Below are 12,862 nucleotides of genomic sequence, written 5' to 3' on the forward strand. Positions count from 1 at the left end.
AGCGAAAAGCCATGCAAGAACACAAGAATCAGCCACTTAATGACTTTATTGAGTACCCTCATGACGAGATGTTAAAACGCGCCGAAGAGTTTTTAGCCGTGAGTCAGCGTCGCCACAGTATTCGTAGCTTTAGCGACCGCCCAGTGCCAAGAGAAATAATCGAAACTTGTATTAAAGCGGCTGGCACTGCACCGAGCGGCGCCAACCATCAACCTTGGCACTTTGTAGCAATACACAGCAGCGATGTAAAAAAACAAATTCGAGAAGCCGCTGAAAAACTAGAGCGCTCATTTTATGAAGGTCGCGCAGGTGAAGAATGGTTAGATGCCTTAAAACCACTTGGCACCGATGCCAGTAAGCCCTACCTTGAGCATGCACCTTGGCTAATTGCCGTGTTTAGTCAAAAGAAAGGCGGTATTTCTGCCGATGACAAAAATACCAATTACTATGTTCATGAATCTGTTGGCCTAGCAACAGGCTTTTTAATTCAAGCACTACACAGAGCTGGTCTTGCCACCCTCACGCATACACCAAAACCAATGAGCTTTTTAACCGAAATTTGTGGCCGCGATAAAGATAATGAGCGCCCTTATATGCTGCTAATTGCAGGCTACCCAGGCACAGATGCAACCATCCCTGAGCATGCCTTAGTGAAAAAGTCGCTAGACGAAATAGCGACCTTTATTTAGCTTTAAATTCAACAGCCAGCACATCACCCGGGTTTAAACCTGAAACGATGTGCTGCTTGCCATCGAGCATTTCGCCAAGGCGCACATAGCGACGCACTATCTGATTATTTTCAAGTAAATAGACCATACTCAATTGGCCATATTGGTACACCCAGCTTGAGTCAATCAACACCCCTTTTTCAGTGGCGAGCGGTAATTGTAATTGCGCATAAAGCCCTGGCATTAATCCAGTTTGCGCATCTGTTTCTAAACGGATCTCCATACTACGCGCAGCACTATCAGCAACCGGCACAATTTCTGTCACTGTGGCAGGCATTGACGTAGATAAAGCAGGTAGTTTAACCGTTAGAGTTTGACCAACATTCAACTTAATTGCTTGTTGTTCTCTGACATCAAATGCTAATTGCAATTGTTGTGGGTTATACAGTGCGAGTAATGGCGTGCCAGGAGTTGCGGTATCGCCAGGCTCTGCAAAACGCTCAACCACAACACCTGAAATTGGCGCTTTAATTTGCGTAAAACTCAGTGCAACTTGCGCTTGTGTTTGCTGCTGTTTAGCAATCGCTAGGTTCGCCGTTAAATTATCGAACCTTGCTTTTGCATCGTCGTATTCGCTAATAGATACCAAACCTTGCTTGTATAAATCGTTAATACGCTTTAGTTGTTTCTCTGCTTGAGTCAGCGATGCATTAATCGCATTTATTTGTGCTTCGCTTTGAGCCAGCCCTGCTTTAAAGTCATCTTGCTGCAAGGTAATTAGCACGTCACCTTGTTTTACAGTATCGCCAGCGCGTACATTTAAACGCTCAACTTGTGCCATTACACGAGAAGAGATTTGCGTATTTTGTTTTGCAATCACGGTGCCCGGTACAACTTCATCACGCGCAATATCTGCCAGTGTCACTGTCACTAACTGACCAGTGTAATCATTTGCTGATGGGTTTTTCATGCCTGCAGCTTGCTTATCAGAGAAACTGCCCGCCATGTAAAGTACCGCCACAATGATCACAGATAACGCGATGATCGAGCCAGTAAGTTTTGATTTACCCTGCATGAGCTTGTTCCTCTTTACCTGCATCCTTTGCAAACACTAAATAATAAACCAGTGGCACAACAAATAATGAGAACAATGTTGATGCCACAATACCAAAAATAATTGCAATCGCTAGACCGCTAAATACCGGATCTAGGGTGATCACCAAGTTACCTAATAAGGTGGTTCCCGCTGTGAGTAACACAGGGCGCATACGCACCGTACCTGCGGCAATCAAAGCCTGTTTAATTGCCATACCTTGGCCGCGAGCTTGATTAATAAACTCAACTAAAATAAGTGAGTTACGAACCACAATACCAGCAAGTGCAATCATGCCAATCATGGCTGTTGCAGTGAATAGCACCGGCTCTGGAGCACCAGCAATGCTGCGCTCTCCAAATTGATTTAATAGCCAAAAGCCCGGCATGATCCCTATTACGGTTAATGGAATAGCCGACATGATGATCAGTGACAAACTGGCAGAGTTTGTTTGAATGCGTAAGATGATGAAAATGGCTGTTAGCGCAAACGCAAAGGCAATCCCCATATCTCTGAATACATCAATAGTAATTCGCCATTCACCTTCACCACTAAAGGTCACGTCAGTGCCAGCAGGTAATTGCCAAGCTTGGCTACCGCCATTATTGAAAAAGTGCCTAATTTGCCAATCAGTTTGGCTAAATTCGTCAGCGCTAATGCCTAAGTCAGCATTGACGTCAGCAATAATTTCAGCGGGTGTACGCCCATTTAACTCAGCCATTACATACACAACATTACGCTGATCTTTACGCATAATTGGCTTGGCAACATCTTGATGCTGAAATTCACCTAACTCAGAGAGCGCCACCAGCGGACGCGGTGCACTTTGCAGCCCAAATTCATCACTGGTTTTTGCAAGCTCCCTATCACCACGAACTTGTAATGCCAGCAATTGAGCAAATTGGTTACGATCTTGATATGGCAGTTGTAACTTTATATCGACAGGGTCTGTTTCGCCGCTAACATATAACACCCCAACATTTTGCCCATGCGAAGCAATGGCTAAGGTCTGGGCAATATCTTGCGTAGACACCGCTGACAATGACGCTTTACTTTTATCGGTAATAAAACGCTGTAAGGGCGCATTGGCAGCAATACTGGTATCAACTTCAACCACATGCGGCTCTTGTTTTAACCTTGCAGCAACAGCAAGGGCTGCTTGATAGTGCGTGTCTGTATCAACAAATGGCTCACTGTAAACTTCAGCCACTAAGGTACTTAAAACCGGCGGACCCGGTGGCACTTCAACCACTTTAATTACAATGCCATCGGTTGCCAGTGGCGCTAATGCGGCACGCAAGCGCATGACCACGCCATGAGATTGATGATCACGCTCAGTTTTATCGAGCAGTAATACTCTGAGTTCAGCTAAATTAGCAGCTTCACGTCGATAATAACCACGCACCATACCATTAAAGTCCATGCTTGATGGCTGACCAACGTAGGCTGCCGCCTCGCTTACTTCATTTAATTGCCAAGTGATGGTTTGTACTTGTCGAGTGAAAGCGGCGGTTTGCTCCAGGCTTGTACCTTCTGGCATATCGATTAAAACTTGTAACTCGTTTTTATTATCAAACGGTAATAGCTTTAAAGGCACTGCACGCATTACGGGTAACATGGCACTGGCGACAAACAAGGCTAATGTGGTCCATAAAACGAGTTTGGCACGGCCTTTAGACTCAAGTAATGGTGATAATATGCGCTCATATAAACCATGCTGATTGGCATCGAGTTGAACGCTGTCACCGACTGGCGCTTTAAGTAGTTTCATTGCCAACCACGGCGTAACAAAAAATGCCACTATGGTCGAAACCATTACACTAATTGGCACATTGAATGCCATCGGTGCCATGTACGGCCCCATCATGCCAGTAATAAACGCAAGTGGGATAAACGCCACCATAATGGTTAATGTAGACATAAACAGCGCCACACGAATTTCGCTCATGGCATCAACTATGCGTTGTTTTTTATCGCCTTTGTGGGTTAAAAAACGACTTATGTTGTCTATCCCAGTAATTGGATCATCAACCAACAAACCTAAAGAAAGGATTAGTGCAAACAGTGTGACTCGGTTAATTGTATAGCCAAAGGCAAAATCAAGTGTCAGGGTGATGCCGTAGCAAATAGGCACTGCCAAACCAACCACAATCGCTGGTCGCCAACCTAAAAATACGCCAACAAAAATAACCACGGTAAATACCGCAAACACTAAGCTTGAGGTAAGGTTATTTACTTTCTCGTTCGCGGTTTGGCCATAATCACGCAGTACGGTGTAGCCCACTTCATCTGGCAATAGATTAGCCGATAAACTGTCCATCATGCTGTGCACTTCGTTGGCTACAGCGACCGCATTGGTGCCAGCTTGTTTAGCGACACTAATAGTGACTAAAGGAAGTTGTTGTTGGTTATCTGAATGAGCCAGCCATTGATAGCTTTGTGCTTCGCTTGGACCATCACTCACCTCGGCGACATCACTTAGGTAAACACTCTTACCGTTTACCACGTTGACAACAAGCCGTTCTATCGCAGATTGAGAACGTAAAACATCACCCACTTGTAAGGCAATTTGCTGCTTTCCCTCAACAACACTGCCCACATTAACTAATTGGTTAGATACGCTAAGCGCATAATACACATCAGTTAGGGTTGTTTGATGGGCAGCAAGAGCGCTTGCATCAAGGTTAATTGTTAATTGACGGGTTCTACCAGCAATCACTTTCACTTCGCTGGTGTTTTCGATGCGCTGTAAACTATTAGCGATTTCGTTAGCAAAGCGGGTTAGTTGATAGTCATCGTAAAGTTTTGGATCTTTACTAAATAAGCCCAGCATCACAATGGGCACATCGTTCACTTCAACCGGACGGATTTGCCATGAGCTGATCACTGACGCCATCGTGTGTTGATAGCTATAGAGTTTAGCGTAAGTGTCGAGAATAGCTTGCTCACGATCGTGACCGACTTCAAAACGAAGAGTGACAACAGCAGCATTACTTTGTGTAGTTGAGTAAATATGCTCAACACCCGTTAACTGCGCCAATAACTTCTCCAATGGCTCTGTTACCAGCCTGGCTACTTCTGGCGCTTCAACGTTTGGTGCTGCTACATATATATCAAGCATAGGAACCACAATTTGCGGTTCCTCTTCACGAGGGGTTTGCTTTAATGCCATTAAGCCAAGCAACACCGACATAATAAAAATAATAACAGGAAGGCGGCCGCTCAAGCTGTTTTTAACAGCATTATCGATAGCACTCACTGCTTAATTACCTTTGCAAAATAAGCCATATAGAGTTGCTAGGATCGATACTACATTTTCATCAACCACGCGATAATAGATAGTTTGGCTTTCGCGTCGAGTAGCAACTATCTGAGCTTTTCTCAGCGCCGCTAAGTGTTGCGATAATGCAGACTGCGCCAACGGCACAGCTTCGTTTAATTCGCTCACGCTCATTTCACCATCTTGCAGCGAACATAAGATCATCAAGCGATTTTTATTCGCCAATATCTTTAGCATTTGCTCTGCTTGCTCCACATTGTCGGCCATAGCCGCAAAATCGATGTTCATATTCACACTACTCTATATTCTTAAAATGCCGCTAAAGTATAGATTGATATATTAGAAAAGTCTAATATTAGAATTTACTAATATAGTGTTATCTAATATATTAAATACATCACCCTTTTACGAAAACTTGGCATGGAGGATTAGTATGCTGACACCAATTCCTGACTTAATGAAAATTGTTGCCCCAAACCAGCGCCGCATTAGCGCTGACCAAGCAAAACAAGAGCTAAGCGAAAACCATGGTTTATTAATTGACGTACGTGAGCCTGCTGAGCACGCAACTAAAGCAGCGACAGGTGCAATTAATATCCCACGTGGTGTACTTGAAATGAAATTAATGGAAATTGAAAAAGATCCTGCAAGGCCCATTTACTTACACTGTGCAAGTAGTGCCCGCGCCACACTGAGTGCCGAAGCACTGACTCGTGTTGGTTACGAAAATGTCACTGTAATCACCTGTAATACAGAACAAATTTGTCAGGTGTTTTAACTTCATAGAACAGTAACACTGGTCGGATAAGCTCGTACTTTTCTACTTATAGGTACAGAGCAATGACTTTTACGCGCAGACGCTTTTTAAAAGCATCGGCGGCTGGTTTTGGAGCCGCCGTTTTATCTTTTGGTTTAACGGGCTGTAGTCTTAATGACGATGATGACGAAACTACAAAGCAAATCCCTGTCAGCTTTGATCACGGTGTTGCCAGTGGCGACCCGCTCGCTGACAGCCTCATTATTTGGACTCGCATAACACCTCTTGAAAACGTCACGAGTGTTAACGTAGTTTGGCAAGCCTCAACAGATGCTAACTTTACAACCATTAGCCATGATGGCGAAACACAGGTAAGCGATGCAACTGACTTCACCTTAAAAGTTGATCTGCAAGGTCTCGATGCCAACACCACCTATTACTACCGCTTCATAAGTAATGGTAAAACCTCACCCACTGGAGCAGGTAAAACACTTCCAACCGACAACATAGAACAAGTAAAATTTGCCGTTGTCTCTTGCGCTAACTATCCTGCAGGCTACTTCCATGTGTATGGCGAAATCGCAAAACAAACCGATTTAGATGCAGTACTGCACCTAGGTGACTACATCTATGAATATGGTAATACGGGTTATGCCACTGAAGATGCCGCCGAACTTGGCCGTTTATTACCTGATGACAATAGCGATGAAATCATTTCTTTAGCGGATTATCGCAAACGTTACGCCCATTATCGTAAAGACGAAAACCTGCAAGCTGCCCATAGTCATTGTGCATTTATTACTGTTTGGGACGACCATGAAATAACTAATGATACATGGCATAGTGGCGCTGAAAATCACAACGACGGCGAAGGTGAATTTAGCGAGCGCAAAATGCATGCGCTACAAGCATACTTTGAATGGATGCCTATCCGTAATGTTGCCGATAAAGAACGTATTTATCGACGCTTTGAGTTTGGTAATTTAGTGTCATTACACATGCTCGATACCCGTGTTTTGGCGCGCGACGAGCAAGTTAATTATGCGGATTTCGACTTAACCAGCAGCCAAGGACAAACTGACTTTGTTGCAGCAATTAGCTCACCTACTCGTGCTTTATTAGGTAACGAGCAACTTACATGGCTGACTGATGGTTTAACGACAGCAACAACACAATGGCAAGTACTTGGGCAACAGGTGCTGATGACCAAAATGCATTTGCCACTCGAGATTTTACAGTTACTAATGAATATTCAAGTGACTCAAGCAAACGGTGCTGATCCCTCGGCATTACTTGCTCAAGCAAACACATTATTTAGTGAGCTTGCGCAAATTAAAGGGCGCGTATTAGCTGGCGATCCAACGGTTACTAGTGAACAGCGAGCACGTGTAGAAACAACAGCACCTTATAATCTTGACGCATGGGATGGCTATGCTTATGAGCGCGAGCAAATACTTGGGACTGCAATTGCAGCACAAAAGAATTTGGTCGTTTTGGCAGGTGATACGCATAACAGTTGGGCAGGACAATTAGTCACTGATGCAAGCAATCCTGTTTCTGCTAAAGCCGCAGCTGGTGTTGAATTTGCAACATCTTCGGTTTCATCACCAGGTCTTGAGAACTACTTAGCGTTAAATACGCAATCGAGCGAAGCTGTCGCACAAATTGAGCAAGTCATTGCATTATTGGTTAACGACCTAGCTTACAATAACTTAGTTGAACGCGGCTACTTAACCGTCACCTTTACTCAACAACAAGCGCTTGCCCAGTGGCATTATGTAAGTAGCGTTAAAACAGCCGATTACACACTGCTTAGCGAGCGTCAAAAAGCGCTCAGCGTACAAGCTGGTAACCCTACTTTACAAATGGCTTAACGCTTTTCATCTAATAGCGTAACTAACATTTGCTCAATGTTTTTTACGCTATAAGTAAGTGAACGCAGCAGTTCTAACTGACTATCTTCAGGTTGATGCTCAGCTTTAATACTGCTGCTTTGAGTCATCTCATCTTTTTGTTTTAAGATTGCCTCGCGAAACGTCTCTGCATCAACCACTCCGAGCAATGATACTAATGCACCTTGCCCTGATTGACCTGCCGTTTCAAAGCTCAGTCGATAAAGACCAAATTGGCGCATTAAAGGGCCTTGGCTAAGTGCTACATCGGTTATTTTTTCAAGTGGGATCGATTTTTCTTCTTTAAAGAAGACACCGCGTTTTACCACTAACTTACGTGTTAACAACGTGGCTGACATCGCCGCTAAAATACGCCCTGCCACCAGCCAGATTATTAACGCAACAATGGGAATGAAAGGGATCCCTACCATACTAATCACACAGGTAAAAATACCCAGTAATAACCAATACTGTTTTACTTTTGGATCAAAGCTGGCACTCAATAAACTGGTTTCTGTCATCATAGGCTCCCTATAAACTGACTACAACGCGAACAGCTAAGGCAATAAAGATAACCCCTAACAATTTTTCGAGCCATGGATTTGTCTTGGTGAAACCAAAACGCTTTTTTGATATGTCGGTTAACAGTGCAACAACTAGATACCAGCCCGTATCAAGCACAAATACCGTTAAACACATGATTAAACCAACTTGCAAAGTCAGCTTTTCAGGATCAATAAATTGCGAAAACAGTGCTAAAAAGAACACCGCAAGTTTTGGGTTTAAAAAGGCAATAGCAAAGCCATCTTGCAATGCGCTACGAGGACTCGGCTTAGTCTGCTCAACATTCAATGTTTGCGAGCTAGGTTTAGCTAACAAAATACGAATACCCAAATATGCGAGATAGGCTGCACCGCCATAGACCAGCACTTGATAAAGCGTTGGCAACTGAGTCATCAGCGCACCTAAACCAAGTAACGAGGCACACGCATAAAAGCCAACCCCAATACCATGGCTTAACGCCGCTAACATGCCATTCTTCATACCGCCATGTAAACTGTGCTTTAAAACCACAGCTAAACTCGGCCCCGGCGACATCGCTCCCATCACGCAAATTAAAACTAAACTCAACCACTCAGTTAGTGTCATTATTCGTTATTCTCGATTAGCAATAAAACGGATGTTATCTGACCATAAACCCCTGTTGCTGTAGTGATGGTTTTGACTTGCCAGCCAGCTTGTCCTAATTCGAACACTCGTTGATTTAATGCATCAATATCGATGCCGCCAAAAAAGCGTTTCTTTTTAAACTCTACAACTTTTTGCATGTTAGTCCGTCAGTTGGTATTCAAAGTCATAATGATGAATACCCGATTCAATTCGAATTGCCATTTTACCAGAAATACCTTCAAGTTCACCTGCGCCTGAGTCTGGTACCACTTCTAAAATCAATCGGTCAGCCCCTTTATCCATGGTGCCAAAATGTTGCAGCACAAAACTGCCTTGCTTACCTTCTAAGCTACCAACAACTTGCTCTATCGCTACATAACCTGCACTGCCCTGAGTTGCAGTCATGGCACTGAGCATTTCGCCTTGGCTTGTTGCTTCTAATGGACCTGAAAACTGTTTATCAATCGACATGCGTCCCAAATTTACGCCATCTTGCCCTGTGGCATAGCCGCCAATTGGGTTTAACTTTACGGTGAATTGACCACTGATCGTTGTAGATTCCATACTAATCCCTTAATAACTGTTGATTTTTAGAGCATTGATAACCATATCTATACCCTATTCATCAACAAGAATCTAGCATGTCTACCAATAAAGAAAAGGCCGCATTTAGTAGCCTGTTACCGATTTTAGCTTTTATTAAACCCTATAAATGGGTGGTGTTTGCAGCCCTTGGCGCCTTGCTGCTTACGGCCGGTGTTAACTTATCACTCGGACAAGGCGTTAAATTTGTTATCGACCATGGCTTTATTGCAGGCTCACAAGCTCAGCTTCAACAAGCAGTAATGGTGTTGATTGGTTTAATAAGCTTATTAGCTGTAGGTACTTTTTGTCGCTTTTATTTAATGTCGTGGATTGGTGAGCGAGTCAGTAACGATATCCGTAAAGCCGTGTTTGATCGCATCGTTACATTACACCCGAGCTACTTTGAAGAAAACCGTAGTGGCGAGCTGATGTCGCGCCTGACCACCGACACCACCTTATTGCAATCTATCATTGGTTCCTCTTTTTCAATGGCACTACGTAGTAGTTTAATGCTGATTGGTGGCTTGGCTATGTTACTAATTACCAACCTAAAGCTGACTCTTGTCGTTGTTGCCTGCGTACCAGTAGTATTAGTGCCGATGATGATTTTTGGCCGAAAAGTAAGAAAACTGGCAAGCTCAAGCCAAGATGCCATTGCCGATATCAGCACCTATGCTGGTGAGATCATTCAAAATATTAAAGTAGTGCAAAGTTATAGCCATGAAGAACGTGAAAAAGCAGCATTTAGCGAAGAGACCAACAAGGCGTTTCAAGTAGCGAAGAGCCGAATCAAACAGCGCTCGTTTTTGATTGCAGCGGTGATATTTCTGACCTTTAGTGCTATTAGCGTGATGCTTTGGGTTGGTGGCAGTGACGTATTAGCTGGCACTATGACAGGTGGTGAGCTAGGTGCTTTCGTGTTCTATGCGATTATGGTGGCGATGTCTGTAGCAACCGTTGCCGAAGTGTATGGTGAGCTGCAAAGAGCCGCAGGTGCAGCAGCACGGCTGTTAGAGCTACTTGCCGTTGAAAGCATGATCAAAAGTCCAGATACAAATCATGATGCACAACTTGAAGCAAACAAACTTAATCACCCTGCTATCGAGTTTAATGAGGTATCTTTTCATTACCCTTCAAGGCCAGATAAAGCCGCTTTAAATACGCTGAATTTACAAGTAAAACAAGGTCAAACTCTTGCTATCGTTGGCCCATCGGGGGCTGGTAAAACAACGTTGTTTGAGTTACTGCAGCGCTTTTACGACCCAAGTTCAGGGAGTATTTCGCTGGCAGGAATAAACATAAAAGCACTCTCTCTTGATTGCTTACGCCAGCAAATGGGGATGGTGGCACAAAACCCAATTTTATTTAGCTCAGACGTAATGCATAACATACGTTATGGCAACCCAAGCGCCAGCGACGAGCAAGTATATGCGGCGGCCAAATATGCCCATGCCGATGAGTTTATTAGTCAACTACCAGATGGTTACCACAGCTTTTTAGGGGAGCAAGGTGTTAGGCTTTCAGGTGGGCAAAAACAACGCATAGTTCTGGCCCGCGCAATATTAAAAGACCCTGCAATTTTATTGCTTGATGAAGCAACCAGTGCACTCGACGCACAAAGTGAGTTTCATGTACAAGCTGCCCTTGAGCATCTAATGAAAGACAGAACAACACTGATCATTGCCCATCGTTTGGCAACGGTTAAACACGCCGATGTGATTGTCGTGATGGATAAAGGAGAAATTATTGCAACGGGTACGCATCAGCAATTGTTTGAGACTAACCCATTGTATAAACAATTGTGCGAATTACAGTTTAATCGAGATTAAGAAGGGAAATGTCAGGTTTGAAAGGGCATATCAAACCTGACCACAAATCTAGATATAAAATCTAACCTTGTGTATTCGGTACGATCTGAATTTCTACGCGGCGGTTTAAAGCTCGGCCATTTGCTGAGTCATTGCTTGCCACAGGGCGTGTTTCACCATAGCCTCGTGTGCTGATACGCGCAGACATAATCTGATGATTAACTAAGTAATCTTTTACGCTTTGCGCACGTTGTTGAGATAACGTCATATTGTAGCTATCTTTACCTGTGCTGTCGGTATGACCTTCAACGCTTAAATAGGTTTTTTCGTATTTATTCATCACCTTAGCAATTGCGTCTAGGGTGCTATGAAAGCCCGACGAAATATAAGATTGGTCAGTTGCAAAAGTAATATTTGATGGCATGACTAGACGAATATTGTCGCCTTCACGAACCACTTCAACACCTGAGCCTGCTAGCTCATCGCGAAATGCTTCTTCTTGCTTATCCATATAATCGCCAACGGCTGCACCTGCTAATGCACCAATAGCCGCACCAATGAAGATACGTTTATCATCGTGGTCGCCAGTTGCTTTACCTAGAACGGCACCTGTAGCAGCACCAATCGCAGCGCCTTTACCTGTATTCGTTGTCTCACAACCTGTCAATAAAACGGCTAATACGCCCACTGTTAAAACTGATTTTGTAAAAGTCATGTGTCTCTCCATGGCAATTATTCAAATTGAATTGTTAACAATTATGAATGAACGTCTATGAACAAACTATGAAGAATGGGTTACTTATCGATTGCTACAGCAGTAACCGGAGGTAAGTTATAACTTTTGACCAATTCTGTTAAACGGCCATTGAGGACTAAGGTATTAAGGCGCTCTTGAATTTTTTCGGCTAAACTCGAGCTTGCAAACTGTTTACTTAGGGCAATGTGACCATAAATAACATCTTTATAGCGATAAGGCATTTTTACAATTTCTTGTGAAGGTCGCTGCAAAAAAACGGAGGCATGATCTGCAGTCTCTTCAACAGCAATCACTAAATCAACACGATTTTTTAATAACATCTCAAAAGCATTATGTTCGCTTAAAGCCTCGATTTTAGTGAGGGTTTTATCAGTGTCGAAGCTGGGAAAATGCGCAGCACCTCGCATTACCGCAATGCGCTTACCGACTAGGTCTTGATAATTGTTTATTTTAAGCTCGCTATCAGCTTTTGCATAAAACACGAAAGAAGACGACAGCATCATATACGGCGGGGTAAGAAACTGCATTTTTTGTTCGCGCGCTTCTGTGCGAATAAGGCCGCCCATCACATCCAGCTCATTTTGCTCAAGCATCTTTAAACAACGAGAAAATGGGCAAGCAACATACTCAAACTTAATTGGTAAGCTAGGTTGCATTTCACGCATAATATCAACAATTGCGCCACTCACTTTACCATCATCAGAAATCATGCCATAAGGGGGCGCATGATCAACAGCCACCAACACTTTCTCATAAGAGTTCGCAGATACTAAGCCACTGAAAAAAAATAACAACAAACTTGCAATGTAGTGTTTCATAGTGATACTCATGACTACGTTCACTGGTTCTGTA

13 protein-coding genes are annotated in these 12,862 nt (G+C 43.5%); 4 read left to right on the top strand and 9 right to left on the bottom strand.

The genetic code is table 11. The features are described from left to right. Positions 1–11: 11 nt before the first annotated feature. The gene (locus JIG37_RS00785; protein ID WP_187490164.1) at positions 12–689 is read left to right on the top strand and encodes a nitroreductase family protein; all 678 of its coding nucleotides are present in this window, start codon (positions 12–14) and stop codon (positions 687–689) included. Here JIG37_RS00785 and JIG37_RS00790 read toward each other — a convergent pair. The 3 genes from JIG37_RS00790 to JIG37_RS00800 are packed head-to-tail and all read right to left on the bottom strand — an operon-like array spanning position 682 to position 5,329. After that, the gene (locus JIG37_RS00790; RefSeq protein WP_199528399.1) at positions 682–1,743 is read right to left on the bottom strand and encodes an efflux RND transporter periplasmic adaptor subunit; all 1,062 of its coding nucleotides are present in this window, start codon (positions 1,741–1,743) and stop codon (positions 682–684) included. The genes JIG37_RS00785 and JIG37_RS00790 overlap by 8 nt on opposite strands. Beyond that, positions 1,733–5,020, bottom strand: a complete 3,288-nt coding sequence (locus tag JIG37_RS00795) for an efflux RND transporter permease subunit (protein ID WP_199528400.1) — start codon at positions 5,018–5,020, stop codon at positions 1,733–1,735. The genes JIG37_RS00790 and JIG37_RS00795 overlap by 11 nt, the downstream gene beginning before the upstream one ends. A gap of 3 nt (positions 5,021–5,023) precedes the next feature. Then, positions 5,024–5,329: a metalloregulator ArsR/SmtB family transcription factor gene (locus JIG37_RS00800; RefSeq protein WP_054554407.1), complete on the bottom strand. Its 306-nt coding sequence runs from the start codon at positions 5,327–5,329 to the stop codon at positions 5,024–5,026. 145 nt (positions 5,330–5,474) lie between these two features. On the opposite strand from JIG37_RS00800, the gene JIG37_RS00805 reads away from it, so the two are divergent. Continuing rightward, entirely contained in the window at positions 5,475–5,819 is a 345-nt protein-coding gene (locus tag JIG37_RS00805; RefSeq protein ID WP_054554408.1) for a rhodanese-like domain-containing protein, read from the top strand. A 62-nt stretch (positions 5,820–5,881) separates the two neighbouring features. Next, the gene (locus JIG37_RS00810; RefSeq protein ID WP_199528401.1) at positions 5,882–7,672 is read left to right on the top strand and encodes an alkaline phosphatase D family protein; all 1,791 of its coding nucleotides are present in this window, start codon (positions 5,882–5,884) and stop codon (positions 7,670–7,672) included. Here JIG37_RS00810 and JIG37_RS00815 read toward each other — a convergent pair. From JIG37_RS00815 to JIG37_RS00830, 4 genes are read right to left on the bottom strand one after another with little or no spacing between them, the layout of a single operon-like run. Then, complete coding sequence (locus tag JIG37_RS00815; RefSeq protein ID WP_199528423.1) at positions 7,669–8,211, bottom strand: PH domain-containing protein; 543 nt, start codon at positions 8,209–8,211, stop codon at positions 7,669–7,671. The genes JIG37_RS00810 and JIG37_RS00815 overlap by 4 nt on opposite strands. A 10-nt stretch (positions 8,212–8,221) precedes the next feature. Beyond that, positions 8,222–8,839: a LysE family translocator gene (locus tag JIG37_RS00820; protein WP_199528402.1), complete on the bottom strand. Its 618-nt coding sequence runs from the start codon at positions 8,837–8,839 to the stop codon at positions 8,222–8,224. After that, the gene (locus JIG37_RS00825) at positions 8,839–9,018 is read right to left on the bottom strand and encodes a DUF4177 domain-containing protein (protein ID WP_054554414.1); all 180 of its coding nucleotides are present in this window, start codon (positions 9,016–9,018) and stop codon (positions 8,839–8,841) included. Before JIG37_RS00825 ends, JIG37_RS00820 begins: the two co-directional genes overlap by 1 nt. 1 nt (position 9,019) lies before the next feature. After that, a complete protein-coding gene (locus JIG37_RS00830) occupies positions 9,020–9,424 on the bottom strand; it encodes a DUF3224 domain-containing protein (RefSeq protein WP_054554415.1) in 405 nt (134 codons plus the stop codon). A gap of 77 nt (positions 9,425–9,501) precedes the next feature. On the opposite strand from JIG37_RS00830, the gene JIG37_RS00835 reads away from it, so the two are divergent. Next, entirely contained in the window at positions 9,502–11,274 is a 1,773-nt protein-coding gene (locus JIG37_RS00835) for an ABC transporter transmembrane domain-containing protein (RefSeq protein ID WP_054554416.1), read from the top strand. 61 nt (positions 11,275–11,335) lie between these two features. Here JIG37_RS00835 and JIG37_RS00840 read toward each other — a convergent pair whose 3' ends face one another. Both JIG37_RS00840 and JIG37_RS00845 read right to left on the bottom strand, forming a co-directional pair. Further along, on the bottom strand, positions 11,336–11,968 hold the full coding sequence (locus tag JIG37_RS00840; protein ID WP_054562840.1) for an OmpA family protein: 633 nt from the start codon (positions 11,966–11,968) through the stop codon (positions 11,336–11,338). A gap of 80 nt (positions 11,969–12,048) precedes the next feature. Then, positions 12,049–12,828: a transporter substrate-binding domain-containing protein gene (locus tag JIG37_RS00845; RefSeq protein WP_199528403.1), complete on the bottom strand. Its 780-nt coding sequence runs from the start codon at positions 12,826–12,828 to the stop codon at positions 12,049–12,051. Between the last annotated feature and the right edge of the window lie 34 nt (positions 12,829–12,862).

Origin of the sequence: Pseudoalteromonas sp. bablab_jr010, from assembly GCF_016464105.1 — a bacterium.
GTDB lineage: Bacteria > Pseudomonadota > Gammaproteobacteria > Enterobacterales > Alteromonadaceae > Pseudoalteromonas > Pseudoalteromonas simplex.